We start from the raw sequence: 26939 nt of genomic DNA, 5'->3' as shown, positions 1-26939 counted from the left end.
ACTACTTTAACAACTTATCAATGGGAAAAGGTATCTTGTTTTTATTTTTCAAAATAAATTCCCTATTTTTCCTATCTCTATATTGTACCAAAGCTCTTTGAAGTCTTCTTTCTTCATAGGTTTTTGCCACATATATTTTTTCCTTTCTATCAGGATGATACTCCGTATAAAATGCACAAGATGCTGGAGTTAGTGGCAACGGAGTATAATCCTGAATTTGCTCTAAATAATGGCCCAATCCTTTCACATAAATAGCAAGATCCCATGCATCCTTCAGTGTAGCTCCAGGATGAGAAGATATAAAATATGGAATAGCATATATCTCTTTCTTCAATTTTCTTTTTATTCCTTCAAATACTGCTATAAAACTTTCATAAACCTCAAACTTAGGCTTCTTCATAATCTCAAGGACATTATTTTTCACATGTTCTGGTGCTACAGACATATGTCCTCCAATATATCCTTCTTTTATGATCTCTCTTATATAATCTGTATCCTTTAATGCAAGATCATATCTTATTCCTGATGCTATGAAGACATGTTTTATTTTAGGAATATCTTTTATCTTTTTAAGAAGTCTTAGCTGAGGAGAAAAGTCAACTACAAGACTTGGACATATCTCAGGAAATAAACAATCTCTGTTAGTGCAAGATCCAGGTATACCATAAACCTTACATCTCAAACTATACATATTGGCAGTAGGTCCACCAACATCTGAAATTGTTCCATTGAATATCTTATGTTGAGAAAGATTATAGGCTTCCTTTAATATAGAGTCTTCACTACGAGATATTACTTGCCATCCTTGGTGAAGATTAAGAGAACAAAAAGTACAACTTCCAAAACAACCTCTATGGGAAATTATAGAAGTTTTTACTGTTTCAAAAGCTGGAATCTTTTCTTTATATGAAGGATGAGGAAGTCTTTGAAAAGGTAGAGAATATATTAAATCTAAATCTTTCTCCGAATATTCCATAGGAGGATTTTGTACAATATATCTTTTTCCATCCCTTTGTATCAAAGTCTTTCTCTTTTTCATCCCATTTAATAACATTCTATTAAAATCATGATATCTATCTTTATCCTGAGAGACCTCTTCAAAGGAGGGAAGCATTACATAATCTTTTAATATTCCTTTTTCTACAAACTCTTTAAACTCTTTCTCACTAAGGGAATAAAGAATTCCTGGCACAATATATATATCATGCCAAGATTTACCCTTTGCAAGAAGTTTTGCAATCTCTACTACTTGTTTTTCCCCCATTCCATAAACAATAATCTTTGCTCTCGAATCTAACAAAATAGAATGTCTAATCTTGTCATCCCAATAATCATAATGAGAAAATCGTCTTAAGCTTGCTTCAAGTCCCCCTAATACAATAGGTACATCAGGATACAATTCATGTACTACATTAGCATATACAATAACTGCTCTATCAGGCCTTTTACCATAAGTTCCTGATGGAGTATAGGCATCTTCCTTACGTCTTAATTTATTTGGAGTACAATTAGCCACCATAGAATCTACAGAACCTGAAGTAATACCAAAAAAAAGTCTTGGCCTCCCAAGTATTTTAAAAGAGTTTTTATCTCTCCAGTCAGGCTGAGGAATTATACCAACCTTAAAGCCATGATACTCTAGAACTCTACCAATCACAGAAGATCCAAAAGAAGGATGATCCACATAAGCATCTCCTGTAACAATTATTACATCCAATTCATCCCAACCTTTTCTCCTTACCTCATCAAGATTTACAGGTAAAAAATTAAACATCAGTACTCACACCTACAATTCTTATCTATGTTTCTATCTTCAGTCTCAAGTTCAATAGTTGAGTGATCTATCTCAAATTTACATTTTAAAAGCTTTCTTACCTCTTCCGCAATCCTTTCAGCCTTAGAAAGCATTTGATCCTCTAATACTACATGAGCAGAAAAAAGCAAATCTTTACTTGATATCTGCCATAAATGAATATGATGTACATTCTTAACTCCTGGTATCTTTGATATCTCTGAAACAACACTTTCTATATTTATGCCTTTTGGAGTACCTTCCATCAAAATATGAATAGTATCCTTTAAAAGATATATTGAATTATAAAAAATGAAAACTGCTATGAGAAGAGATATTATAGTATCTATATAATATAGTTTATAAAAAATTATAAAAATAGCTCCAACTATAACTCCAACAGAAGACAAAGCATCAGATAAAAGATGTAAAAAAGCCCCTTTAACATTTAAATTACGTTTGGAATCCTCATGAAGAACATAAGCTCCCAAAATATTACCTACAAGTCCAATAATACCTATAATAAATGTTTGTAAACCCTGTACTTCCTTGGGAGATCTCCATCTATGAAAAGCCTCTAAAATCAAAAATAAAAATATAATAACTAGTAAAATCCCATTTAAAAGAGCAGCAAGAATTTCAATCCTTCTGTATCCGTAAGTATGGTATTTGTTACTCTTTTTATTTTTTGAAATAAGTTCTGCAAGATAACTTATCACTAAAGCAAAAAAATCATTTACGTTATGTAAAGCATCACTTACTAAAGCAAGACTTCCAGAGATAACACCCCCTATAATCTCTAAAAGTGCCATGGACAGATTTAAAAACATAGCAATTAAAATCTTTCTTGCCATAAAATTTACCTCCAATATTGTAAATATTCCTTAGTATTATCTACAAATATTCTCTTTGTAATCAAGAGATTCTTTTATTATATACCAATTTAATTTTTCACCATTAAAAAAAATTATGTTATGATAGTATTAAGAATTTTAGGGGGAGGTGAAAAATTAATTTCTCTTCTCCTATTACCCTATTGAAATATCACTATTAAAAGGAGGAAATTTAAAATGTTTAAAAATTTTTTCTTTTTGTCTTAATTATTCTAATCCTATTCTCCCTATCATTAAAACTTTCTTTAGCTCAGACCCAGGAAATAATTAAAGGGAATTTACCTTTAAATGGAGCTGTTACAAGTAATTTAAAATCACCCATAAAAACTGACATATGGGAAATTTCCCTAAGTTCTGATGGCCTCCTTATATTAACATTAACATCGGACAAAACTCTAAATGTAAATATATTCTTATATGATACTGATGGTAAAAAAGAAATTGCTCGGGCAGAAGATAGTATAAGAAATGAAAAACTGGTAATAAGAAAAGCTTTAAAACAAGGTAAGTATTATGTAAAGGTAACCCGATGATATGAAGAACATCAAGGAAATTACACGCTAACAAACAAATTCGAAAAGGATCCTTTAAAAAATGATATTGAGCCCAATGATAATGTAGACCTAAAACAAGGAATAGACGAGGCAAAAAATATTGAAATAAATTCCGAAATCACAGGGCATTTAGGATATTATGGAAATGGTAGTCAGGATAGAAATAATAGATTTAAAATAACCCTACCTTCAGATGGTTATTTGGAAATAACTATCACAAACGATGATTCTTTAACTACTTATGCTTTCCTCTATGATGTAAATGGAAAAAGAGAAATTTTGAGAAATGAAACAAGAAATAGGAGTTATAAACTAATATATCCCAATCTAAAAGCTGGAACATATTATTTATTAATATCAAGTCTTTGGGACATCCATTACGGTGGCTATACTATAGAAAATAAATTTATACCTCAAAACATTAAAGGAGACAAAGAACCAAACGATAACATTAATAATGCTGTAGATGTAAGTATTCCATCTGTAATCTCAGGAACTTTAGGATATTATGGAAATGAAAAACAAGATAGAGATGACTTCTTCAAATTCCATATTCCTCAAGAAATGGACTTAGATATATATCTTACAGAAGAACCCACATTGATTACTTACATCTTCATTTATAATGGAAATAAACAAGAAATAGCAAGAAATGACATAGGAGTTTCTGATTACCAAATCTCTTTAAAATTAAAACCTGGCACATACTATATACAAGTAAATAGCATAGGAAACCACCTTTATGGTGGATACTACATAGGATTAAATAGACAAGTTCCATCCCTTTTTATAGAAACTCCTAAAAAAGCAGAAGAAGAAACAGCAAATATAATAAAAATAACAAATCCTATCAATAATCATACATATGCAGTTATAGATAAAAATCTAAGCTGGGAAGAAGCAAAAGATTTTTGCGAAAATATGGGAGGACATCTCGCCACTATTACATCCTTAGAAGAACAAAGATTTATTGAATTTCTCCTATCTATTTATGGTAAACAAAATGATTACTTCTTAGGAGCTAAATATGAAGAAAGAGAAAGAAAATTTAAATGGGTAACTGAAGAACCATTTGTATTCTACAATTGGGACACTGGGGAGCCCAATAACTTGGAAGTAGAAAAATATTTAATAATATATAAAACGTTAGAAAAATTTGGAAAATGGGGAAATGTGCCAACTATCCAAAAGGGCTTTATCTGTGAATGGGAATAGATAACAAGCGAAATTTGTAATCATTATAAAGCCTCGGATTCAAATCCGAGGCTTTCTTTTTATAATAACGGTAACAATTATATAAAATAAATATTTATTATTGTATAAATGTGTTATTAAATGTAAAATAATTACAAAAAAAGAAAGGGGGCATTTTATTGCAAAAATATATTACTCTTATCTTTATACTGCTCTTAACTATTTCCATATCTATTTCTCAATCAGAAATAACTATCCAAGCAGAAAATGGAATATTGAAAGGTACTTTCGTAGCAAAAACAATTTCAGGATATCAAGGCAGTGGATATGTGGATGGGTTCGATCAAGATGGTGATTCTTGCACCGTCACTGTAGAGGTACCAGAAGATGGTATGTATGAGATTATAATTGGATATGCAGCTCCATATGGATATAAAGAAAATTCCCTCTACGTAAATGGAGCCTTCCAAACAAATATAAAATTTAACCCATCTCAAAGCTTCACTACTGTATCAGGAGGATTAATACCATTGAAGAAAGGGAAAAATACCATAAGTATTGTAAAAAGTTGGGGATGGTTTTTGCTGGATTATTTTAAGATAAAAAAGGCGGAAATCCCAGCATTAAATCCTACTAATAAGCTGATAACTCCAAATCCATCTCCTGAAGCTCAGAAATTAATGGATTACCTAATAAATATTTATGGAAAATATACCTTATCAGGACAACAAGGCTATAAAGACTCCTTTTATATCTGGACCTTAACTGATAAATTTCCAGCCATATGTGGTTTTGATATGATAGATTACTCTCCCTCAAGAGTTGAAAGAGGAGCATCTTCCAGGGATGTTGAAGATGCTATAGATTGGTGGAAAATGGGAGGAATTGTACAATTTCAATGGCATTGGAATGCTCCAAAGGGACTCTATGATGTACCTGGAAAGGAATGGTGGAGAGGCTTTTATACGCAAGCCACAAGTTTCGATCTTGAATATGCGATGAATCATCCAGAATCTGAAGATTACAAGCTTTTAATAAGAGATATAGATGCTATAGCAGTACAACTAAAGAGACTACAAGAAGCAAAGGTTCCCGTCCTTTGGAGACCTCTCCATGAAGCTGAAGGAAGATGGTTTTGGTGGGGAGCAAAAGGTCCAGAACCATGCAAAAAATTATGGAGACTTCTTTTTGATAGACTTGTTAATTATCATAAAATAAACAATCTAATATGGATCTGGACCACTACTGATTCTCCTTCTGCCCTTGACTGGTACCCTGGAGATGTATACGTAGATATAGTCGGAGCTGATATATATCTAAAAGACAAAGATTATTCACCCTCTACAGGCATGTTCTACAATATTGTAAAACTTTTTGGTGGTAAAAAATTAGTAGCCATGACGGAAACAGGAACTATACCAGATCCTGATGCTATGGTTAAGGAGAAAGCTTACTGGGCATGGTTTATGACTTGGAGTGGATTCGAAAGTGATCCAAATAAAAATGAGCCCTCTCATATCAAAAAAGTCTTCAATCATCCTTTCGTTATAACAAAAGACGAGCTTCCTAAATTTATAGAAGAATAAAAAAATCCCCAAGGCTTTTTAGCCTTGGGGAACTTTTTCTTAATCTATTTTAATTTAGAAAGTTCTTGTTTTGCTAAAGATACTGACTCTTCATGAGTTTTTAAGAGCCATGGATGAGGAGGGCTATCTATAACCTTTTGAAACATTTCTTTTGCCAGATCCTTTTTATTCATTTTAAGATACAAATAACCAAGCTCTAGGTAAATATTAGGATAAATAGGAGTATATTTTAAGGCTTCTTTCATATAATATTCTGCCTTTCCATAATTATATAGGGGAAATGGTACATCCCTATATCTCATTCCCATAGCAAGAAGGGCAAAAGTTTTATATAAAGGATCTTCAAGAATCTCTATTGCTTTGCTTATATACCTATCAAAGTCTCCCAACATAAAAAGGCTTTGTATAATACCTTTATATTGGGCAAGCCTACCAATAGCTGCACCTGCGATATACCAGGCTCTTCCATTTTTGTCATCAAGTTTTATTGCTTTTTCCGCATAACTCCTTGCTTTTTCATACATTTTTTCTTTATCCTTTCCAATAACTCCCCAATGTCCATACTCTAAATATGCATCTGCAAGTACCGTAAGAAGATAAGAATCTTTTTGAAGATTAGAGTCCTTTTCAAGTTCAGAGATAAGAGATATGATTTTGTTTACATCTCTATCTCTTCTTGCCTCATAAAAAAGATTATTAGCAGTCTGAAAATCCATAGAAAGTGAGATATTAAAAAGTAATATTAAAGAGAGAATTACAAAAAAGATTTTTCTCATATACTACCTCCCCCTAAACTATTTTTCAGAGATAACAATCATTCTACGGGAAGAAATAGAAAGAGAACTACTATCATATCCTCCCAAGAATTTTATCACTTTTAATCCTACCATCTCCAAAAGTAGTTTAATCTCTGTAGGTGTATATACTCTTATAAAAAATGGCTTTTCCTTTATCTTACCATCTCTTATTATTATTCTCCTTGCATAAATTCTACTCTCCGTAATATCTATAAAATTAAAATCAATCATATAATTCCCTTCTTTTTCTATAACAGTATAAGGTAAAAAATTCCTAAGAATAAAATCCCTATTACTTATATCAAGCAAAAATTTTCCACCTTTTTTAAGTGATCTTGCAGTATTTTTAAGAATCTTAAAATTTTCCTCATCTTCATAATATCCAAAGGAAGTAAACATAGATATTATCACATCAAACTCTTCATTATAATCCATATCTCTAACATCCTTTAAAATATAATTAACCTTCACTCCCAACCTTTCTGCATCCTTTTTTGCCATATCCAAAAATTTCTCATTTATATCCAATCCAGTAACATCATGCCCTAATAATGCAAGTCTATTTGCATGCCTTCCATATCCACAAGCCATATCAAGAATCTTTTTTTGTTCTTTTAAATCAAGTTCCCTTCTTATAAAATCTACCTCTATTTGTGTCATTTCCTCATTAAGCATATCTTCATAAAAATATATGTAGTCTTCTGGGTCAAAAATTTCCTCCCAGTTAGGCTTAAAACCTTTCTCCATAAAAAAAATAACCTCCCTTTTGAAGGCTATAATTCTAAAAAATTATACAATAAAAACTATAAAAAACCATTCTATTAATGAGTATATTAACTATTTATACACTTTAAGGTGTAAAAGGTTCTTTATAGAGAGGCAAAAATAAAAAGCCCCCCTTTCGGGGGGCTTATTTTTTACTTCCTTCCTGTTGGCTTCAAGAATGGTAACATGTACTTGAAGTTAGGCCAATGATGATATGGTATACAATATGGATTTTCTGCTGTTGGATAATTGGTCCAGTAGTATTCATCATACCCTACTACTCCTGGATATGTGAATGTTGGAATTGTTGGCATATCTTGAGCTACTATCTTTAATCCTTCCATTCCTAATGCCTTGTTCTTTGGAGAATCCCAACTTACTTTTTGCATTTCTTTTATGATTTGGTCAAGTTTTGGATTGGTCCATCTACATTGATGGCCTGGATAGTATTCACCAAGTGGTCTGTAATATGCTGAATCAAATTGCTCAAGAGTTCTGTATAAGTCTGGATGTCCACCCCATGGCTCTCTTGCTGGCCATTGTCCTGATGTGGATACTTCAAAATCACCTACGTTCATTAATGTTCCGTCATTTTCTGTAGCATATACCTCAGTATCTATTCCAAACTTCTTCCACACTTGAGATAATGCAAAGGCATTCCTGAAGTTAACTGATGCTGGGTTGGGTGGTGTTAATATGGTGATCTTCCATGGTTTACCTTCTGGTGTTAACCATTTTCCATCTTTATCTCTCTTGAATCCATTCTTTATAAGTAATTTCTCCGCCACATCTGGTGCATACTTATACCAACCTAATCCAAATATCTTTCTAATTTCATTAGGATCACTTGGTACATTGTATCCTCTCTTCTTTGCATATTCTGCTATCCTCATTGGTACATCTGGATCATATACTTTAAATGGTTTTCCATCTACTGTAATTGTTAGATTCTTTAACCATGGTTCAAGTGGCTTGAAGTACCATTCCATATAAGCTGGAGTTGCAGGTATATGTAAGGCTGATACTGTTACTGCTCCGTCATAAGCAAGTCCTACATACTCTACTATATCTATTGCTAATGTTAATGCCCATCTCACTTCCTTATTATTCCATGGAGCCTTTGCATTGTTAAATATTACTCCACTTACACATGGGTCTACGTTCACTATGTATGGAAATTCTTTTCTATATGCCCTTGCATATTTATTTGTTGATAATACCGATCTCAATCCTTCCATAGTTAGATCTGCCATGTCTAATTGATGGTTATTCATTGCAAGTACTTGTTTTTCTGTTGGTCCATAGTAATAGAAGAGTACATATTTAGGTTGTGGCATTCCAAAGAGTTTTCCTGTTGGTGTTCTTTGCCAATCTTCTCTCCTCTGCCAGAGTACCCAGTATCCACCTGGATCATAGCTATGTAATACATATGGTCCAGAACTTATTGGTGGTTTGAAATCAAAGGATATAGGATCTTTTACTTTCTCAAATACATGTTTTGGTAATGGCCTACAAGCTCCCCATCTATCTAAGAAATAGGCATGGAATCTGGCATTGGGCTTCTTCAATTCAAATACTACAGTATATTTGTCTGTTTTGTATACTCTTTTTACATACTCAGTAAAAGTAGCATTGTATCCTAATTCCTGATATTTCATAATAAGTTCTACAGTATACACCAAGTCATCAGCTGTGAATTCTACTCCATCACTCCAGTAGCATCCCTCTCTTAATTTTACTACCATCTTTGTAAAATCACTGTTATATATTGGCTTTTCTTTTGCAAGAGCATTCTTTGTAAAATCACTGTTATATATTGGCTTTTCTTTTGCAAGAGCATTTATAACCTTTCCAGTTGCTGGATCTACTATCCATATTGGTTCAAGCATTAATTGTTGTATTCCTCTATCGGGTGATCTCCATGTGGCTGGCCATACATTGAAGTTGTCTGGTGATCCAATTCTTCCACTCAATATATTAGCTACTATAGTTTCATTTCTTGGTACATTTGGTCCTAATTGTGAAAAGGCTGTTTGAGATAATGTGAATACCATTAACAACACTAAACTCAAGAAAACTAACTTCTTCATAAAATCACTAACCCCCTAACTTAATTTTTTGAGAAACGTTTTGATACATAGAGAAAAAAACCTTTTTTCTTCTTTTTCCACCTCCCTTTAAAAACTTATACGCAATCGTTTGTAGAATATTATATACCTAAAATTAAAAAAATACAATAAAATTTTTAATCAAAAAATACTTTACTTATTTATATACAACATACTCTCAACAATTACAGAAAAGGAAAGTAAAAGAAAGGATAAAAGATAAAAAATATCTACCCAATTAGATATACCATAATTCCCAAATATATATGAAAAAACAATATCAGCAATTGTACATGCAGATATACCAAGAATAAAGTAAGCATAACTCTTCGCTACTTTACCACCCCAAAATTGAATCATAAGCACAAAAGCTAAAACCAGTAAAATAAAATCACCAAGAAGATAAAAAACATTTAAGGTCTTCTCAAGCCAATGAGTGTTAGAAACTAAAATCGGAAGTACAACTTGCTGAATAAGAAGGCTTAAAAATACCAATGATATTATTATAATCATAAACTTTTCAGAAGGATTTAACTCAATCCTCAAAAGCCTTATAAAATAGGAAAGAAACATGAAGGCAAGAAGATAAAAAAGAGCATAAAAAATATCAGATATACCAGGAAAAGGAGCCTCTTGATTCAAAAATATGGCATAAAAATTCCAAATTGTATCACCTACGAAGAGAAAGATTAAGCTCAAAACCAAGAAAAACCAGCCAATCCAACCTTTCCATCTACGGTCCACTTTAAGAAAGTAATAAAGGGCAATTCCCAAAGAGAGAGTAATGGAAAACTGATAAAGAATTGGATAGAATCTTTGTTCCACCAACAAGAAACTTACACCTAAAAATACTAAAAATGGAAGTAAAAAGAGAATAATAAATAAAATACTAAGCCTTTTATATGTCGTATTCAAAATCCCTTCCCCCTTTCAAAACTCAATATTCTCTGGATTCAACCTATCAAGAAGCTCAATTATTACCTTATCATTCTGATTTCCTTCCAAAAACTTCTTATAAGCTTGCATATATTTTTGCTTAACGAATTTCTCACCCCATATACCAGCAAGCTCTCTATTTATTCTTGCTATAAGTTCAACAACCTCTTTCTCTACCTCATCATAACTTTCCATAATTTCATTTTTAACTGTAAAATTGTTATTTGAACATATTAATGATTTCTCTAATATCTTTAAATTTTTTAATAAACTTTCCATATTTTTAATATACATTCCAAATTCAGTGTAGTAATTAATCACGTAATTAACATATTCCAATAACTTTTTTGTCCAAGAAGTTATATCTTCTTCTATAAAGCTAAACTTCAAAGAAGGAATATTTAATCTTTCAAATTCCTCTTCTCTTACTTGATAGAAACTAAGAAGATTTTCTTTATTCTCAAAAAACTCAGAAATAGAAAGTTCATCTTTTAAAATCCCATCCCTTTCTTGATAACATCCTAAAAATTTACCTTTACTAAATAAAAAATGAATCTTATCAGAAGGACTTTCAATCAATATATGAGATATGGTGTTTTCTTTTTTGGCTTCCTCCACTAATTTATCGGCCACAAAGAGATAGGTTTCTTCCTGAAAAATTTTAGGAGTAGAAAAATAACTTATTAAAATAGACAAAACTATCTCTTTTTCAAGAGAATAAAGAGATATTAAATTGGATCTTGCAATAAAATCATTTACAAATATCTCAATAGAAGCATTATCTTCTGCCAAAATCTCTGTTTCTCTAATAGTGTATGCTTTAGGTACAACACCATTATAAATTAATATCTCTGTTATAAAATCAGAGCTTTCCCCCCAAAGCACGCCATTAAATTTTTCCAATCTAAACCATGAAATAAGTTCTTTAATATTTATCAGAAATGCAGGGGTCTTAATATAAATCTCTTTCCCAATAGGAAACTTCACCTTAATACATCCCCTTCCCCTTATTCAATAAATATCTATATCCTAAAAGGGAATTTCCTTACCATCTTTGAAAAATTTTCCTGTTACTTCAAAAGGCATAGTAACAAGAGCCAAAGCTCCCTTTGCAGAATCTTTTGGGCTTCCAGGGGCATTAGGCCCACCCATATCCGTCTTTACCCATCCAGGATCTAAAGCATTGACAGCAACCTTTCCTTTCAATTCATTAGCAAGAAGCACGGTAAGACCATTTAGTGCAAATTTACTTAATCTATAGCTTGCAATATCATACATCTCTCTTAAAGCTGAAAAAGTACCTGCTCCAGAGCTAACATTCACTATTCTTGGCTCATTACCTTTAAGAAGAAAAGGTACCATAGCCCTTATAAGATAATACGGAGCATAAAGATTCACTTGAAAAGTTTTTTCCAATATATCCTTATCTTCTTCTAAAAATCCTCCATAAGCTAACATTACCCCAGCATTATTAATAAGAATATCCAAAGCATTCCATTTATTTTTGACAAACTCTACCACCTTTTCTTCAAAACCCATTTGGGATATATCTAATACAAGACCTTCAAAATCCCCCAATTTCTTAAATTCTGACTCTGCTTCTCTTAATCTCTTCTCATCCCTCGAAATACCAATTATACTTGCCCCTTCTTCTAAAAATAACTTTACAATCTCATAACCAACACCTCGGGAAGCTCCTGTTATCAACACCCTTTTCCCCTCAAGTACTCTACCCATTATATATTTACCTCCAATCATTCTCTAACTTATATACTAACATCATTATAACACATTACCTTATAATTTCTTTTACAATTGAAAAAATAAAATCTTATTGGTATAATTACTAAAATTCAAAATGGGTTCTAAGGAGGATAAGGAGCTTTGCTTAGACAGAATTTCTTAGAAGAACTTAAAAAATTAGAAAACTCACTTGTAGAAATGGGCTCTACTGTAAAGGATATGCTTGAAAAAAGTAAAAAAGCCATAATAGACAAAGATGAGGCTTTAGCAAAACAAGTTATAGATATGGATGATATTGTAGACAAATACAATTGGAGTATAGAGAACAACTGTCTCAAGCTTCTTGCTCTTCAGCAACCTATGGCTCATGATCTTAGAGTAATTGCTGCTGCAATGAAAATTATAAGTGATATAGAAAGAATGGGAGATTATTGTGTAGATATAGCCAAATTCACTATTGAACTAATCAAGTTACCCCTATTGCCATTAAACAAAAATTTAACAAACATGTTTGAACTAGTTGAAAAAATGCTCTGTGATTCACTGGATGCCTTTATTAACAGAGATATTAACTTTATACTAAGTGTGGTAGACCAAGATGACGCTATTGATAGAACATATTACCGAATATATGATGAGGTTATAGAAGAGATCGAACATGCACCTGAGACTGCCCCTCAGCAAGTAAAATATCTTATGATTGCAAGATTCTTAGAAAGAATAGCAGACCATATAACCAATATAGCAGAAAGAATATATTATATGGAAACAGGAGAATTAAAAGAGCTTCACGAATAAATTAGCCAAACTTTCCTGTAATATACTCTTCAGTAAGCTTTTTCTTTGGATTTGTAAAAATCTCAGCAGTAGGTCCTATCTCAATAACTTCTCCAAGGTACATGAATACCGTCTCATCTGATACTCTTGCTGCTTGTTGCATATTGTGAGTAACAATTATTATTGTGACTTCCTTTTTCAATTCCCTTATAGTCTCTTCTATTCTATATGTAGATATGGGGTCTAAAGCTGATGTAGGCTCATCCATAAGTAATACCTCGGGTTGCACAGCTAAGGCTCTTGCTATACAAACTCTTTGTTGTTGCCCGCCTGATAGGCTAGAAGGATACTCCCTTAATCTATTCTTAACCTCTTCCCAAATTCCAGCAAGTCTTAAACTTCTTTCCACAATTTCATCCTTTTCTGATTTTGAAAGTCTTTTATTGTTCAAGATATATCCTGCAATTACATTATCATAAATAGTCATATTAGAAAAAAGATTTGGTCTTTGAAAAACCATTCCAATTCTTCTTCTTACAATAACAGGATCCACATCCTTACCATATATATTTAAATTACCCAAAAAGATGTTACCTTCAACTCTTGCACCAGGAGACAATTCATGCAATCTATTAAAACATCTAAGAAGAGTGGTCTTTCCACAACCTGATGGTCCAATAATAGCTGAAATATATTTCTCTTTAATAGAAAGATTAATATTTTTAAGGACATGCATAGACCCAAACCATGCATTTAAATTTTCGACCCTTATCTTATCCAATGCACATTCCTCCCTTAATGTTTTCCTTTTTTACTCGCATATATTCGGGCAATTATATTTAAAATCAAAATAATAGTAACAAGAACAAGGGCTGATGCAAAAGCTTTATTTCTCCAATCATCATATGGAGATGTGGCATAATTAAAGATGGTTACAGTAAGGCTTCCAATTGGCTTAGTCAAGCTAAGACTCCAATATACATTATTAAATGAAGTAAAAAGTAAAGGCGCAGTTTCTCCCATAACTCTTGCTACTGCGATCATTATTCCTGTTACTATACCACTGGATGCAGAAGGAATAACCACTCTCAAAATTGTTTTCCACTTTGGCACTCCCAAGGCATAAGCTGCTTCTCTTACAGAGATAGGCACCATTTTTAAAGATTCTTCTGTAGATTTAGCTATAACAGGAAGCATTATTATAGATAAAGCTATACTTCCGGCAAGAGCTGAAAAGGTCCTCATAGGGATAACAATTATAGTATAAACAAAGACACCTATGATTAAAGTTGGAAAACTGGTAAGTACCTCTGTTAAAAATTTAGCCCACCATGCAAGCTTTCCTAAATGATATTCTGTAATAGCTATAGCAATCATCATACCTATAGGCACTCCAATTAAAGATGCCACTAAAGTAAGAATTAATGTACCTACAATATCATTTGCAACTCCACCACCCGGAACACCTGGAGGCTTGGGAAGCTCTAAAAAAAGACTGAAATTTATATATCTAATACCCTTTATAAATACATCCCCTAAAATCCAAAAAAGAAATAAAGATCCAATAAGGAATGTTATCATGCTTATGGTTAACATTACTCTATTTATTATCTTTCTTGTCCTATAATTCATTCTTTAACAATCCTCTTCAATATATAGTATCGAGCAAACCCCATTATTAGAAAAGTGATTAAGAATAAAATTAAAGCGAGTTCCATAAGTACAGAAAGCTTTAACTCACCTGTTGCCTCTGCAAACTGATTTATAATTACACTGGTTATAGTAACTCCAGGAGAGAAGAGGGATATGGATATATCATGAAAATTTCCAATTACCATAGTTACAGCTACAGCCTCACCAAGAGCCCTACCAAGCCCTAAAATTCCTGCTGCAAAAATTCCTGACTTTGCATTACCCAAAACTACCTTTGATATAACCTCCCATTTAGTCATACCAAGAGCATATCCTGCCTCCCTCTGATCCATAGGGACTGCCATTAATATCTCACGAGACAAAGAAGATATGGTTGGAATGATCATAATAGAAAGAACAACTCCAGCAGTAAGATAACCTACTCCCATAGGATATCCTTGGAAGAATGGTAAAAATCCAAGGATTCTTTGAATAAAAGGACCTATCTTAAGTTGAAGTAAGGGAGCTAAAACAAAAAGTCCCCACATACCATAAATTAAACTTGGTATTGCCCCTAAAAGCTCAATAATAAAAGAAAAAATACGTTTTAAAAAAATAGGAGCAAGCTCCGAGATAAATATAGCAATTCCAATACTTATAGGAAAGGCAATAAGAAGAGCAAGAAAAGATGTAACCAATGTACCATATATAGCAGGTAAAGCACCATACTTATCTGCCACAGGGTCCCATATCTTATCTATTACAAATTTAAATCCAAATTTCTTTATACTGGGGATAGAATAAATAACTAATGATATAAAGAGGGATATAACAAGAATAACAAGTAGAAGACTTGCAAAAATGGCAAGACCTTTAAAAATTTTATCTCCTATACTTTTACTCATATATTTCTTCACCCATAAAAACTAAACTACCCTTATTTTAATTTTAGAAAAATCAATCGTAAAGTAAATTAAAAAAATTTTAAAGTAATATCATCTAATATGTTAAAAAACAAATCCATTGTCTCCACCAAATTTTCTCTTTTTATCTTTTCTCTTGTGTCAGACTTTTGATGAAGATCAGGAATATATCCCTCTGAATCACTTCTTATAAAAAAGAAAACAGGAATCTTAAGAAGATGAAAGATATATTGATCCGAATCGGACAGATAATAATTCTCTACAAAATTTGCAGGTACACTCAATTTTTTAATATATTTCTCAGCATACGTATTATAACCTACTATTAAGAATTTTCCCCTTCCTACACAGTCTAAATTTACATTTAAAAATATATTTTCAAGAGGAACAGGAGAATTTTCCACAAAGTATTTTGCTCCTAAAAGTCCCTTCTCCTCTGCATTTGTCACTAAGAATAATATATTAAAAGGATAATCATTACCTTTTTCCAATATTAATTTTGCTATCTCCATTAAAACCCCAACGCCTGAGGCATTATCATTGGCACCTGGAAAAAAGGTGTTATCAGGCTCTTTTCCCACATGATCTACATGGGCAGAAATTAATAAAACTTTCTCACTTTTTATCTTTGATGGTACATAAAAAATAAGATTATAGGCTTTCTCTAATCTTTTATCATATTCAATCCTATAATAACCTATTACTTTTTGTTTCTTATCTAAAAGATCCTTTATATTCTGAAATATTTGAGAAGAAATATAGATTACAGGTAGATTACTATTTTGAAAGAACAAGGATTTTTCAAAAATCAATTCCGTCATATCCTTTGGTATACCCAATATTACTCCCTTTGCACCATAAATAGAGGCAACAACCTGAGACTTCGTAACTCCATTCCTATAATCTGTAAGCCAAAAACTATCTTTAATATTTTTAACATCCCCTTCAATAGGAGCTTCTACTTTCCAGCTTCCCGAAAATCTATCTCTAAAATCTTCCCTATATTTAAATTTCTTTAACTCCTGATTATACTTTATAGCAAATTCGGGCATATCCCTTAGCTCATAAACTTCTACAGGAAAATCTTGCAAAAAATAATTACTAACATTTATCTTATCTAATTCCGAAGACAAAAAATTAATAGCCTCCCTATTTTCTAATGTACCTGCTTGTCTACCCATATATTTTTTATCAGAAAGTTCATAAATCACATTTAGTGCATAATCTCCCTTAACATAAGAAGATAAAGAGGAAATAAAAAGAAGAAAAAAGGATAAAATCAAGATTATAATTCTCATGCGTTTGTACTCCTTTTATCTATCTCTTTAAGAAGTATCAAGGCAGAATTTAAAAGAGAATAGGTATCCATATCCTGAGGAATTGTCTGAGACTTAAATTTTTCAATGTAATTCTCTAAATCAGAGATCAAAGAATACACATCAATTTTAGGAGTAACCCTTGGAGTTATAATTTCTTTCTTTTCTAAATCTAAGGTTTGGGCATAGGTAGGAATAATAGTCTTTCTTCCTCTAAGTTGTAATAACTGTCCAAGGGTTTGAGAAGCCTTAGGCTCTCCATGAACTATGATAAAAGTAGGATCACCTTGAAAATTATCTGTCCAAGTTAAAAGATCCTTTTGATCTGCATGAGCAGAAAATCCATTTATGGTATGAATTTTAGCCCTAACTGTTATTTCCTCTCCCATCACATGTACCTTCCTCTCGCCATCTACAATCCTTCTTCCCAATGTCCCCTCTGCCTGATAACCTACAAAAATCAAATGGGTATTTTCTTTCCACAAATTATGTTTCAAATGGTGAAGAATTCTTCCTCCCGTACACATTCCACTTCCTGCAATAACAACTCCTATATCAAGATCATTTATACTTTTTGATTCCTCAGGAGTAGACAAAAATTTTAAATTTTTTAATTGAAAAGGGCTTATTCCTTCAAGAAAATATTTCTGAATTTCTCCCGAAAGAAGATTACTATGCCTTTCATAAACTTCTGTTACCTTTTTTCCCATAGGACTATCAAAAAATATAGGAATTTTTGTTAAGATTGGGTATTTATAGGATAAAAGCATAATTTCATATATTACCCTTTGAGCCCTATCTACCACAAAGGAAGGTATAAGTACCTTACCTCCACTATTTAAAGCATCTAAGATAACTGATTCAAATTCTTTTCTCGTATCTTCCAAAGACTTATGAAGTCTATCACCATAGGTAGATTCAATTACTACATAATCTGCTCCCTCAATAATAGGTGGAGTTCCTTCCATTACATTGTTTTGTGGCCCTATATCTCCAGAAAAAACTATCTTAGTATTATCTCCCCATACCTCTAAGGAGGATGCGCCAAGAATATGGGCAGAATCCCTAAACCTAACCTTTATATCATTAAGATCTAACATTTCATCATAAGGCACTGGTTCAAAAAGCTTCATGGCCATTTCTACTTCTTTTTCTGTATAAAGAGGCTCTATAGGAGGCTTACCCGATCTAAGATTTTTCCTATTTATTCTTTCCACTTCCTCTTTCATAAGTTTTACAGTATCCAGCCATAGAATTTCACAAAGTTCTATAGTAGGATAGGTAGCGTATATTTTACCCTTGAATCCTTCCTTTACAAGCTTAGGAATCCTTCCCGAATGATCCAAATGGGCATGAGTAAGAATTACTCCAGAAATCTCCTTAGGATCAAAAGTAAAAGGTACTGCATTTTCATTTTCAGATTTTCCCTGAAATATACCACAATCTACAATATATTTCTTATTATTCTCCAAGAGAAAGCAAGAGCCTGTAACCTCGCCTGCAGCCCCTAAAAAAGTTATTATCAAAGTATCACCCTCTTTACTATTTAATTTTCCATTCTACCTGTCCACAAATGAAACATTCATGACATCTGATACAATGAGGAGAATTAGGATCCTTATTAACCTCTATATTTACAGGACATTTTGTCTTACATAAACTACAAGAAGGACAGGTGGGCTTTACTTCTAAATGATAAAAGGAAATTTTATTGAAAACAGAAAGGATAGTACCAAGAGGACATATAAATCTACAAAAAAGACGAGATATAAACATGGAAGAAACAATAAATAAGATAAGAAATAGAATCTTAATGGCAAACAAAAAACCAATAAGATTTCTAAGAGGTGGATGTATTAAGACTTGAGGTATTCCTGCCTCCAAGGTGCCTGCAGGACAAAGCTTACAAAACCATGGTTCAAGAGTAAAATAGGGGATCAAAATTACAAGAATAATAAGAATACTCCATCTTATAAAAGTAGCAAATCTATTTTCTATCCTTATCTTTCTCACTGGAATTTTATAAAGAAGGTCTTGAATAAAACCAAAGGCACAAAGCCAGCCACAAAAATATCTCCCAAGAAGTAAACCCGAAAGAAAAAGAATACCAAGAGTAAAAAAGGGAAATTGATGAAGCACTATAAAATGCTGAAGAGTACCAATAGGACAAGCAAAACTTGCTAATGGACAAGAATAACAATTAAAAACTGGCACAGGTATATGCTTACCCCAAGGAGCTAAAAAATAGGAATTCACAATAAGAAGACTTATTATCTGCCAAAGACTCCGTTTTTTAGATATACTCTTTTTCTTCATGAGATAAATTATACTACAAAAAGTCATTATCTAAGCCTTTTTGAAGTATAATTATAAATCAATGTGGCAGAACTCTCTCCCTTCACCTTTACATAAAATACAAAAGTATTTTTATCTATCTTCTCATAAGAGAAATTAGAAGAAACAATCTCCACACTATCTTCATAAATATATTCCTTTACCTCTACAGTCACATCCTCCTTTTTACTATTTCTTATCTCTACTGAAACCTTTGCTTCCTTTATCTCATATTTTCCTTCAACTCTCTGCTTACTCTCCAAAACCTTTCTCTCTCCTTTTATATCAAAATCAATTCCTTGTATTACTTCTATTTTTTCTCCAACTGCTATATTGGGTATACTGCTTTCCCCTAAAAAGATTACCTTATTTCCTACCATTTCAAAAATTTTAAGACTTCCCATAGGTATAGGAATCCCAAGCCCATTCTCTTTTTTATTCTCTATATTCCATAAAATATAAACTTTTCCATTTTGAAAAGCATATCTCTTAATAGCATTATTTATCTCTGCATCTATAATAGGGATAATTTTCGTACCCCCTTTAGCTAAACTATATTCACCTGAAAGATCAAATAATTTATAACCTTCTACTTCTTTTAACTCTGTCTCAGAGGGAACCCGCATAGCAAGAACGCTTAAACCTTTTTCCTGTAGCATTTCCTGAGGTCCTCTCTCTATATTTATTTCCCCTGCCAAAACAGAAAGCTTTATTTTTTGAAAACTCATATCAGATTTATTTTGTAGATAAATATCAGAAGAAAATCTTAATTTATCTTTATCAATAAAAAAGGAATGAACAGCATTCCAATTAATATTTGGAAGAATATAAACAATCTTTAAAGTATCAATCATATCTTCAGAAGAATAGATAAAAATACCAGATGGAGGATACAATACCTCCAAAATTCTATTTCCCTTACTTGAATATATAAAAAAGTTCCCCGCACCTACGCTCTGAGGAACTTCATCTAAGGCTATAAAATTGACTCCTTTTGTTAGTTTTACCTCTTTTTCAAGAGATACTACAGCAAAATTTCTCTGATAAACAATTAAATTCTGAGAAAAGGAAAAGGAGAGAATAAAAAGCATAAAAATAATCAAAAATATGGATATTTTTTTCATTATTATTTACCCCCTATAAAGAAATTTTCTAAATTATAACATATTTTTATGTCACCCACTCTTAGGATTTATTTAATAGAATCCCAAAAGAAAGGAGGTAAAAAAATGGCAGTACAAAGTTTACCTTATAATTCCCGACTTATTCTTAGAGTACAGGTAGGAATCCAGCAAGGAAACCCCGTATTAAGAAACAGAAGCTTCAACAATGTAAAAGCAGATGTACCAGATGAGGCAGTATATACAGTAGCTCAAGCTTTGGGATCCCTTCAAAAATTTCCACTAGTTAAAGTTGTAAGAACCAATGATGAAGAGTTATCTGAAATCTAAAAATAAGGAGGTATAAAGATGGCCACTTATTCCACAAGAAAATATGTGAGAATGATATTTAGAGACAGTGGAGGAAGCAACTTTACCATAAGAATTTCTGATCCTAAGGATGACTTAACAGAATCCCAGATTTTAAGCGCTATGGACACAATAATAAATCAAAATATATTTCAAGGAAAAACAGGAGATCTGGTAGAAAAAGTTGACGCAAGAATAATAGAAACGAATATTAGCGATTACTACGACTAAAATTAAAGGGTGGAGGTAATACCTCCACCCAAAAAAAAGGAGAGTTAAATATGTTTGAAAACTTAGTAAAAAGAGTACAATTTAAATTTAGCTTCTTATATCAAACCTTTCCAAGCTATACATGCAAAATATGTGGCCAAAAGAAAAATTTTGTATTTTTTATAGATGAAAATCCTGTATGTCCAGAATGTTTACCCATATTTTTTGAAAAACATCTAATCCCATTGATTATCTCAAAAGTAATAATAGGACTTGAACATAAGGAGGACAAAAATGCCTGAAATAAATGATATTAAAATATCTAAAAACTTCTACCTTAAAGATTTTCAATGCCCATGTTGTAAAAAGGTAATAATACACCCATCTCTTCTTGATGAAATGGAAAAATTATCTGCCATGGTAAAAGGTAAAATAAAAATTACAAGTGGATATCGTTGTGAAAAACACAACAAAGAAGTAGGAGGGGTACCAAATTCAAAACATATGAAAAGACTTGCTTGTGATATCACAGCCACAGATCTACAAGAAGTATATAACATAGCAAAAAAATTAAAATTCTCCTTCGTTAAACTTGACGAAAAAAAGAAATATATCCATATGGAGGTGTAAGCCTTGGAAGATATATATCAATTAATAAGCAATCTTGGATTTCCTATAGTTGTGTCTTTAATACTTTTATTAAGAATAGAGACAAGACTTGAAAACCTAACAAAAGCTATCAATGAACTATCTCAAGCAATACTTAGCTTATCTAAAAATTAAAACAAAAAATCAGCCTGGGATTAATTAAATATCTCAGGCTGATATTTTGTTACATATAAACTCAAAGAAAAATAAGATTTCTCAAAAACTCTTTAAGATCGACAAAAAATGTAACAATTAAGAGCAACACACTTTTATTGCTAGAATTGATATTTACTAACTTCTTAATGATTTTTAACCTAAAAATTTTTCATAAATAGTTCTTTACTCTATTAGAAAATATTTTAGCTTATTCTTAAAAACTATTTTTACAGTCTGCCCCCGATAACCCCAAAACCCTGGAGGATCGACAGAAATATAAATTTTCACATCAAAACCTATTTACATCTAATTTTTCTCATGCTATACTACCAACAAAATTGTAGTGTACCTATAAGGGTAGTAATTTTTAGAGAGATCTTTTTTAGCCCTTTCCACGGGTTTGTAGCGTACCTATAAGGGATTGAAACGACGCTACTAAAGAGGAGGCTTCCCTATACAGGCTTGTTTGTAGCGTACCTATAAGGGATTGAAACAGAAATCCTTTTTTATCTACCTTCATCTTCCCACCTGTTTGTAGCGTACCTATAAGGGATTGAAACCGTTTTCTTGTAGTATGACACTTCGCCATTCGTTACGTTTGTAGCGTACCTATAAGGGATTGAAACCTGTTACAAAGCCACATCAATCCCTCGAGCCTATCCAAGTTTGTAGCGTACCTATAAGGGATTGAAACAGGGAATGCGCGCGAACGCGCATTCCCTTTAGGATTGTTTGTAGCGTACCTATAAGGGATTGAAACTATCTTTGCTAGAATACTTCGGGCAAGATGAAGATGGTTTGTAGCGTACCTATAAGGGATTGAAACCCCCTTTCTAAATAAAAAAAGAGGGGAAACTATAGCCCGTTTGTAGCGTACCTATAAGGGATTGAAACGAAGGAACTTATAAATGGAATGGCGGAGTGCTGGCTCGTTTGTAGCGTACCTATAAGGGATTGAAACACCAAACGCAAGTTTCGAGATTTCTCAAAAATTCATGTTTGTAGCGTACCTATAAGGGATTGAAACAAACTGGAGGTGGTTTGAATGAAAGTGAATAAGGATGGTTTGTAGCGTACCTATAAGGGATTGAAACAAAAAACTTTAAAGAAACTTTAAAAATTGAGCGCGAGTTTGTAGCGTACCTATAAGGGATTGAAACCGCAAAGATTATAAAAGTAGTATTAAAAATATATAATAAACTGAATTGTGAAGAAGGTTAAAAAAGTACCGAGAAGAGACCAAAGAAGAATTTAAGCTTCGCTTTATGGGCAGTATTTCCATATGATAGCTTGTTAAAATATTGAAGAGGAAATCAAGAGAATTAAAATAGAAGGTAAGAAAAAGAAACACAGAATGAAAATTAATGATTGGTTAGAAAATGAGGAGAAAAAGAATAATAAAAATATTGCATTTAAAAATAGTTATAAGTTATTATTATTATCAAAAAAGTTGTGGAGGTGTGCTTCATGGATAAACCTTTAGTAGGAATTATTATGGGAAGTGATAGTGATCTTCCTGTAGTTAGAGAGACTGCTGAGATCTTAGAAAAATTTGGAATACCTTTCGAAATAACTATACTTTCTGCACATAGAACTCCAGAAAGAGCTTTTCAATATGCAAAAGAAGCAGAAAAAAGAGGTATAGAAGTAATAATTGCTGCTGCAGGAGGTGCAGCTCATCTCCCAGGAGTTATTGCTGCCCTTACTCCTCTACCCGTAATTGGTATTCCTATAAAGACCTCATCTTTGAATGGTTTAGATTCTCTTTTATCTATAGTACAGATGCCTTCTGGAATTCCTGTAGCCACTGTTGCCATAAATGGAGCAAAGAACGCAGGGATTTTAGCAATTGAGATATTAGGAGTGAAATATCCAGAATTAAGAGAAAAAATGAAAGAATACAAAGAAAAAATGAAAGAAGAAGTAGAGAATAAAGCAAAAGAATTAGAAAGTTTAGGATATAAAAAGTATTTAGAGAAGAATAATTAAACATGCTAAATAAAATAAAAGATCTATTTAGAAATCACAAACCCAGTCTGGGTGCTTTAGAGATATTAAAATACATTGGACCAGGCTTTCTTGTAACAGTAGGCTTTATTGATCCTGGAAACTGGGCTTCTAATATGTCAGCAGGTTCTCAATTTGGATATACTTTACTTTGGATGGTAACCCTCTCTACCATCATGCTCATATTTCTACAACACAATGCAGCTCACCTTGGGATTGCCACTGGTCTATGTCTTTCTGAATCAGTAGCCAAATACTTTTCAAAGAAAACAAGTTATTTCATACTTATTACAGCAATGCTTGCCTCTATATCCACCGCTCTTGCAGAAATCTTAGGGGCAGCAATAGGCCTCAATATGCTTTTCAATCTTCCAATCAATATAGGTGCAACCCTTACGACACTCCTTGTAATATATATGTTGATATCAAATAATTATAGAAAACTTGAGAAATATATTATAGGATTTGTATCGCTTATAGGTCTTTCTTTCTTATTCGAATTATCATTAGTAAAAATTAATTGGAAAAGTGCAGTTATAGGTTGGACGGTACCTTCCTTTCCTCCTAATTCTATCCCCATAATTATGAGTGTTATGGGGGCTGTAGTTATGCCTCATAACTTATTCTTACATTCGGAAATAATTCAAAGTAGACAGTGGAACTTAGAAGAAGAAAATATAATAAAAAAGCAATTAAAATATGAATACCTTGATACCATATTAGCTATGATTGTAGGATGGGCTATAAATAGCTCTATGATTCTTATTGCAGCAGAAACCTTTTATAAGAATAACACCATAATTACAGAACTTCCCCAAGCCTACATAACCTTAAAACCTCTCCTTGGAAATTTAGCTTCTACGATTTTTGCAGTAGCTCTTTTATTTTCCGGATTCTCATCCTCCATAACAGCAGCTATGGCGGGTGGAAGTATATGGGCCGGAATATCCCATGAGCCTTTTGATCTAAAAGATAATCATACTCGTATAGGAATATCCATAACCCTCATAGGTGCTTTACTTATACTTTTCTTCATATCTGATCCATTCCAAGGACTTATATGGAGCCAAATAATGCTAAGTATTCAACTTCCCTTTACCATCTTTCCCCTTATAAAATTGACCTCATCAAGAAATGTGATGGGTAAATTTGCGAATTCTAAGTGGGATAATGCAATACTCATTTTAATCGGTACAATAGTTACAATTTTGAACCTTATTTTACTTCTTAGCTTGATTGGTATTAACTTATTTTAATAATTAATGACAAAAAAGGATTTAAAGTTAACAATAGAGCCCGTCCCAGAAAGTGCTTGGGGAGAAAATCTTAGAAAATATCTACCTAAGGAAGTATGGGATAGAATAAGAAAAGAAGTATTTAGAAGGGCAAATTACAAGTGTAGCATATGTGGTAAAAGAGGTAAACTCCACTGTCACGAAGTATGGGAATATGATGACCAGAATCATATCTTAAAGTTAAAGGGATTTATGGCTCTTTGTGAAAATTGTCATCTGATAAAACATTGGGGAATGGCCACTATACTTGCAAGCGAAGGTAAAATAAAACTGGAAGATCTTATAAATCATTTTATGGAAGTAAATAATTGTAATAGAACAACTTTTGAAGAACATAAAAAAGAAGCAATTCAAAAATTTAATGAGAGATCAAGATATGAATGGATCATAGATATAAGCATATTAAAATCGAAAGATTAATAAAAATATGGATAAAGAGAGAATAAGAAAAATTAACAATAAAGATATAAATAAAAATGGTAAATTTGTCTTATATTATATGTCATTAAGTCAAAGAGAAGATCAAAATCACAGTTTAGAATTTTCAGTATATCTTTCTAATCAACTGAAAAAGCCTTTAGTTGTATATTTTCCGATTTCTGACATGTATAAGTTTTCCAATATTAGATATTACAGATTTATGTTAGAAGGTATATTAAAGACAAAGAAAAATATAGAAGAAAGAGGCATTCAATTTATCATTGAAAAGATTAACCCCCCTTACAAGAAAGTAATAAATAGCTCCCAGAATTATGTGGCTGTCATATTAGATAAAGGATATTTAAGGCATCCTCGAAAAATAAATAAAGAGATAGCAGACAATTCTGAAGTCTCAGTATTTGAAATAGAAAGTGATGTAATTGTACCTATTGAAATTGCCTCTTCAAAACAAGAAACCTATGCTTCGACTATAAGGCCTAAGATTTTTAATTTATTAAATATATATCTCAAACCCTTAGAAAAGTTAACACCAAAAGTTAAATCATATGGATATGATTTTGGCTTTAATCCTTTATCAATTCAAAATGTAGATGAAATATTAAAGATATTATCTATTGACAATTCAGTATCAACAGTTGAGAAATATTTTAAGGGCGGAAGCGATGAAGCAGAAAAAAGGTTGAAAGATTTCATAGAAAACAAACTATATAAATATAAAGAATTAAGATCTAATCCCGCATATGATTATCAATCAAATCTAAGTCCATATTTACATTTTGGACAGATATCTCCCATTAAAATTGTCCTTGAAGTTCTTAAAAATTATGATTTTAATGACGAAAATGTCCAAAGCTTTTTTAATGAATTAATTATCTGGAGAGAGCTTGCAAGAAATTTCTGTTACTACAATCCTTTTTATAACCAATATCAAGGTATTCCAGAATGGGCTAAATATACCTTGGAGCAACATCTCTCTGATAAAAGAGATTATATCTATAATTTGGAAGACTTGGAGAAAGCAAAAACCCACGATATATATTGGAATACAGCGCAAAAAGAATTATTGAAAACAGGAAAAATGCATGGCTATATGAGAATGTATTGGGCCAAAAAAGTTATCGAATGGACCTTACATCCCAAGCGAGCCTTTGATTTCATTTGTTATTTAAATGATAAATATTCCTTAGATGGTAGAGATCCTAATGGATATTCAGGTATATCTTGGTGTCTTGGATCCCATGATAGACCTTTTCAAGAAAGAAAAATCTTTGGAAAGGTCAGATATATGAGCAAAAGGGGATTAGAAGAAAAATTCGACATAAAAAAATACATAGAAAGAGTAAATAATATTTAAATTCCCTTA

27 protein-coding genes and 1 CRISPR repeat array are annotated in these 26939 nt (G+C 32.1%); of the genes, 12 read left to right on the top strand and 15 right to left on the bottom strand.

Annotated features, from left to right (window positions below):
- Position 1: 1 nt before the first annotated feature.
- Both ACY3IT_RS02195 and ACY3IT_RS02190 read right to left on the bottom strand, forming a co-directional pair.
- A complete protein-coding gene (locus ACY3IT_RS02195) occupies positions 2-1774 on the bottom strand; it encodes a YgiQ family radical SAM protein (protein ID WP_463083160.1) in 1773 nt (590 codons plus the stop codon).
- Entirely contained in the window at positions 1774-2646 is an 873-nt protein-coding gene (locus tag ACY3IT_RS02190) for a cation diffusion facilitator family transporter (RefSeq protein WP_463083159.1), read from the bottom strand. The genes ACY3IT_RS02195 and ACY3IT_RS02190 overlap by 1 nt, the downstream gene beginning before the upstream one ends.
- Before the next feature lie 794 nt (positions 2647-3440).
- Between ACY3IT_RS02190 and ACY3IT_RS02185 the strand changes: the two genes are divergently transcribed.
- Complete coding sequence (locus ACY3IT_RS02185) at positions 3441-4454, top strand: C-type lectin domain-containing protein (RefSeq protein WP_463083158.1); 1014 nt, start codon at positions 3441-3443, stop codon at positions 4452-4454.
- Between the two features lie 158 nt (positions 4455-4612).
- Positions 4613-6019, top strand: a complete 1407-nt coding sequence (locus ACY3IT_RS02180) for a glycosyl hydrolase (RefSeq protein ID WP_463083157.1) — start codon at positions 4613-4615, stop codon at positions 6017-6019.
- Positions 6020-6063: 44 nt separating this feature from the next.
- Here the strand turns inward: ACY3IT_RS02180 and ACY3IT_RS02175 are convergent, their stop codons facing one another.
- The 6 genes from ACY3IT_RS02175 to ACY3IT_RS02150 all read right to left on the bottom strand — a co-directional run bounded on the left by ACY3IT_RS02175 (position 6064) and on the right by ACY3IT_RS02150 (position 12362).
- Complete coding sequence (locus tag ACY3IT_RS02175) at positions 6064-6795, bottom strand: tetratricopeptide repeat protein (protein WP_463083156.1); 732 nt, start codon at positions 6793-6795, stop codon at positions 6064-6066.
- A gap of 18 nt (positions 6796-6813) precedes the next feature.
- Complete coding sequence (locus ACY3IT_RS02170; protein WP_463083155.1) at positions 6814-7563, bottom strand: class I SAM-dependent methyltransferase; 750 nt, start codon at positions 7561-7563, stop codon at positions 6814-6816.
- Positions 7564-7733: 170 nt separating this feature from the next.
- A complete protein-coding gene (locus tag ACY3IT_RS02165; protein WP_463083154.1) occupies positions 7734-9671 on the bottom strand; it encodes an ABC transporter substrate-binding protein in 1938 nt (645 codons plus the stop codon).
- Positions 9672-9842: 171 nt separating this feature from the next.
- Positions 9843-10604 (bottom strand): hypothetical protein, encoded by a 762-nt coding sequence (locus ACY3IT_RS02160; protein WP_463083153.1) that lies wholly within the window; start codon positions 10602-10604, stop codon positions 9843-9845.
- 15 nt (positions 10605-10619) lie between these two features.
- A complete protein-coding gene (locus ACY3IT_RS02155) occupies positions 10620-11612 on the bottom strand; it encodes a hypothetical protein (RefSeq protein WP_463083152.1) in 993 nt (330 codons plus the stop codon).
- A gap of 42 nt (positions 11613-11654) precedes the next feature.
- On the bottom strand, positions 11655-12362 hold the full coding sequence (locus ACY3IT_RS02150) for an SDR family NAD(P)-dependent oxidoreductase (protein ID WP_463083151.1): 708 nt from the start codon (positions 12360-12362) through the stop codon (positions 11655-11657).
- Positions 12363-12509: 147 nt separating this feature from the next.
- Here ACY3IT_RS02150 and phoU point away from each other — a divergent pair, with 147 nt between their 5' ends.
- Complete coding sequence (phoU, locus tag ACY3IT_RS02145; RefSeq protein WP_463083150.1) at positions 12510-13166, top strand: phosphate signaling complex protein PhoU; 657 nt, start codon at positions 12510-12512, stop codon at positions 13164-13166.
- A 1-nt stretch (position 13167) separates the two neighbouring features.
- On the opposite strand, the gene pstB is transcribed toward phoU, so the two are convergent.
- From pstB to ACY3IT_RS02110, 7 genes are all read right to left on the bottom strand, one after another.
- A complete protein-coding gene (gene pstB / locus ACY3IT_RS02140) occupies positions 13168-13926 on the bottom strand; it encodes a phosphate ABC transporter ATP-binding protein PstB (RefSeq protein WP_463083149.1) in 759 nt (252 codons plus the stop codon).
- Positions 13927-13940: 14 nt separating this feature from the next.
- A complete protein-coding gene (gene pstA / locus ACY3IT_RS02135; protein ID WP_463083148.1) occupies positions 13941-14777 on the bottom strand; it encodes a phosphate ABC transporter permease PstA in 837 nt (278 codons plus the stop codon).
- The gene (gene pstC, locus ACY3IT_RS02130; protein ID WP_463083147.1) at positions 14774-15682 is read right to left on the bottom strand and encodes a phosphate ABC transporter permease subunit PstC; all 909 of its coding nucleotides are present in this window, start codon (positions 15680-15682) and stop codon (positions 14774-14776) included. The genes pstA and pstC overlap by 4 nt, the downstream gene beginning before the upstream one ends.
- Before the next feature lie 68 nt (positions 15683-15750).
- Positions 15751-16998 carry a M28 family metallopeptidase gene (locus ACY3IT_RS02125; protein WP_463083146.1) on the bottom strand — a complete coding sequence of 416 codons (1248 nt, stop codon included), beginning with the start codon at positions 16996-16998 and terminating at the stop codon, positions 15751-15753.
- Positions 16995-18542 carry an MBL fold metallo-hydrolase RNA specificity domain-containing protein gene (locus ACY3IT_RS02120; protein WP_463083145.1) on the bottom strand — a complete coding sequence of 516 codons (1548 nt, stop codon included), beginning with the start codon at positions 18540-18542 and terminating at the stop codon, positions 16995-16997. The genes ACY3IT_RS02125 and ACY3IT_RS02120 overlap by 4 nt, the downstream gene beginning before the upstream one ends.
- Positions 18543-18558: 16 nt before the next feature.
- Positions 18559-19332 carry a 4Fe-4S binding protein gene (locus ACY3IT_RS02115; RefSeq protein ID WP_463083144.1) on the bottom strand — a complete coding sequence of 258 codons (774 nt, stop codon included), beginning with the start codon at positions 19330-19332 and terminating at the stop codon, positions 18559-18561.
- A gap of 26 nt (positions 19333-19358) precedes the next feature.
- The gene (locus tag ACY3IT_RS02110) at positions 19359-20474 is read right to left on the bottom strand and encodes a DUF4139 domain-containing protein (RefSeq protein ID WP_463083143.1); all 1116 of its coding nucleotides are present in this window, start codon (positions 20472-20474) and stop codon (positions 19359-19361) included.
- A gap of 105 nt (positions 20475-20579) precedes the next feature.
- On the opposite strand from ACY3IT_RS02110, the gene ACY3IT_RS02105 reads away from it, so the two are divergent.
- From ACY3IT_RS02105 to ACY3IT_RS02065, 9 genes are all read left to right on the top strand, one after another.
- Positions 20580-20801: a DUF1659 domain-containing protein gene (locus tag ACY3IT_RS02105; RefSeq protein ID WP_463083142.1), complete on the top strand. Its 222-nt coding sequence runs from the start codon at positions 20580-20582 to the stop codon at positions 20799-20801.
- Between the two features lie 18 nt (positions 20802-20819).
- Complete coding sequence (locus ACY3IT_RS02100; RefSeq protein ID WP_463083141.1) at positions 20820-21050, top strand: DUF2922 domain-containing protein; 231 nt, start codon at positions 20820-20822, stop codon at positions 21048-21050.
- A gap of 50 nt (positions 21051-21100) precedes the next feature.
- Positions 21101-21331, top strand: coding sequence for a hypothetical protein (locus ACY3IT_RS02095; RefSeq protein ID WP_463083140.1), 231 nt, complete (start codon positions 21101-21103; stop codon positions 21329-21331).
- The gene (locus ACY3IT_RS02090; RefSeq protein WP_463083139.1) at positions 21324-21659 is read left to right on the top strand and encodes a YcbK family protein; all 336 of its coding nucleotides are present in this window, start codon (positions 21324-21326) and stop codon (positions 21657-21659) included. Before ACY3IT_RS02095 ends, ACY3IT_RS02090 begins: the two co-directional genes overlap by 8 nt.
- 3 nt (positions 21660-21662) lie before the next feature.
- Entirely contained in the window at positions 21663-21812 is a 150-nt protein-coding gene (locus tag ACY3IT_RS02085) for a YvrJ family protein (RefSeq protein WP_148805627.1), read from the top strand.
- Positions 21813-22231: 419 nt separating this feature from the next.
- Positions 22232-22993: a CRISPR direct-repeat array (repeat unit 30 nt; unit sequence GTTTGTAGCGTACCTATAAGGGATTGAAAC).
- Positions 22994-23300: 307 nt separating this feature from the next.
- Positions 23301-23822, top strand: coding sequence for a 5-(carboxyamino)imidazole ribonucleotide mutase (gene purE / locus ACY3IT_RS02080; RefSeq protein ID WP_463083138.1), 522 nt, complete (start codon positions 23301-23303; stop codon positions 23820-23822).
- Positions 23823-23824: 2 nt separating this feature from the next.
- Complete coding sequence (locus tag ACY3IT_RS02075; RefSeq protein WP_463083137.1) at positions 23825-25096, top strand: Nramp family divalent metal transporter; 1272 nt, start codon at positions 23825-23827, stop codon at positions 25094-25096.
- Between the two features lie 6 nt (positions 25097-25102).
- Complete coding sequence (locus ACY3IT_RS02070) at positions 25103-25555, top strand: HNH endonuclease (protein WP_463083136.1); 453 nt, start codon at positions 25103-25105, stop codon at positions 25553-25555.
- 7 nt (positions 25556-25562) lie between these two features.
- Positions 25563-26930, top strand: a complete 1368-nt coding sequence (locus ACY3IT_RS02065) for a deoxyribodipyrimidine photo-lyase (RefSeq protein ID WP_463083135.1) — start codon at positions 25563-25565, stop codon at positions 26928-26930.
- Positions 26931-26939: the final 9 nt, after the last annotated feature.

The organism is Dictyoglomus sp. GBS (assembly GCF_055179815.1).
Note: the sequence above shows the minus strand (reverse complement) of the source record. Positions and strands in the feature narration are given on the sequence as shown.

What these genes read in the sequence shown, in the direction of transcription:
- ACY3IT_RS02195 (WP_463083160.1), bottom strand. Translation starts at nt 1,774, where the DNA reads ATGTTTAATTTTTTACCTGTAAATCTTGATGAGGTAAGGAGAAAAGGT.
- ACY3IT_RS02190 (WP_463083159.1), bottom strand. Translation starts at nt 2,646, where the DNA reads ATGGCAAGAAAGATTTTAATTGCTATGTTTTTAAATCTGTCCATGGCA.
- ACY3IT_RS02175 (WP_463083156.1), bottom strand. Translation starts at nt 6,795, where the DNA reads ATGAGAAAAATCTTTTTTGTAATTCTCTCTTTAATATTACTTTTTAAT.
- ACY3IT_RS02170 (WP_463083155.1), bottom strand. Translation starts at nt 7,563, where the DNA reads ATGGAGAAAGGTTTTAAGCCTAACTGGGAGGAAATTTTTGACCCAGAA.
- ACY3IT_RS02165 (WP_463083154.1), bottom strand. Translation starts at nt 9,671, where the DNA reads ATGAAGAAGTTAGTTTTCTTGAGTTTAGTGTTGTTAATGGTATTCACA.
- ACY3IT_RS02150 (WP_463083151.1), bottom strand. Translation starts at nt 12,362, where the DNA reads ATGGGTAGAGTACTTGAGGGGAAAAGGGTGTTGATAACAGGAGCTTCC.
- pstA (WP_463083148.1), bottom strand. Translation starts at nt 14,777, where the DNA reads ATGAATTATAGGACAAGAAAGATAATAAATAGAGTAATGTTAACCATA.
- pstC (WP_463083147.1), bottom strand. Translation starts at nt 15,682, where the DNA reads ATGAGTAAAAGTATAGGAGATAAAATTTTTAAAGGTCTTGCCATTTTT.
- ACY3IT_RS02125 (WP_463083146.1), bottom strand. Translation starts at nt 16,998, where the DNA reads ATGAGAATTATAATCTTGATTTTATCCTTTTTTCTTCTTTTTATTTCC.
- ACY3IT_RS02115 (WP_463083144.1), bottom strand. Translation starts at nt 19,332, where the DNA reads ATGAAGAAAAAGAGTATATCTAAAAAACGGAGTCTTTGGCAGATAATA.
- ACY3IT_RS02110 (WP_463083143.1), bottom strand. Translation starts at nt 20,474, where the DNA reads ATGAAAAAAATATCCATATTTTTGATTATTTTTATGCTTTTTATTCTC.
- ACY3IT_RS02105 (WP_463083142.1), top strand. Translation starts at nt 20,580, where the DNA reads ATGGCAGTACAAAGTTTACCTTATAATTCCCGACTTATTCTTAGAGTA.
- ACY3IT_RS02100 (WP_463083141.1), top strand. Translation starts at nt 20,820, where the DNA reads ATGGCCACTTATTCCACAAGAAAATATGTGAGAATGATATTTAGAGAC.
- ACY3IT_RS02095 (WP_463083140.1), top strand. Translation starts at nt 21,101, where the DNA reads ATGTTTGAAAACTTAGTAAAAAGAGTACAATTTAAATTTAGCTTCTTA.
- ACY3IT_RS02090 (WP_463083139.1), top strand. Translation starts at nt 21,324, where the DNA reads ATGCCTGAAATAAATGATATTAAAATATCTAAAAACTTCTACCTTAAA.
- purE (WP_463083138.1), top strand. Translation starts at nt 23,301, where the DNA reads ATGGATAAACCTTTAGTAGGAATTATTATGGGAAGTGATAGTGATCTT.
- ACY3IT_RS02075 (WP_463083137.1), top strand. Translation starts at nt 23,825, where the DNA reads ATGCTAAATAAAATAAAAGATCTATTTAGAAATCACAAACCCAGTCTG.
- ACY3IT_RS02070 (WP_463083136.1), top strand. Translation starts at nt 25,103, where the DNA reads ATGACAAAAAAGGATTTAAAGTTAACAATAGAGCCCGTCCCAGAAAGT.
- ACY3IT_RS02065 (WP_463083135.1), top strand. Translation starts at nt 25,563, where the DNA reads ATGGATAAAGAGAGAATAAGAAAAATTAACAATAAAGATATAAATAAA.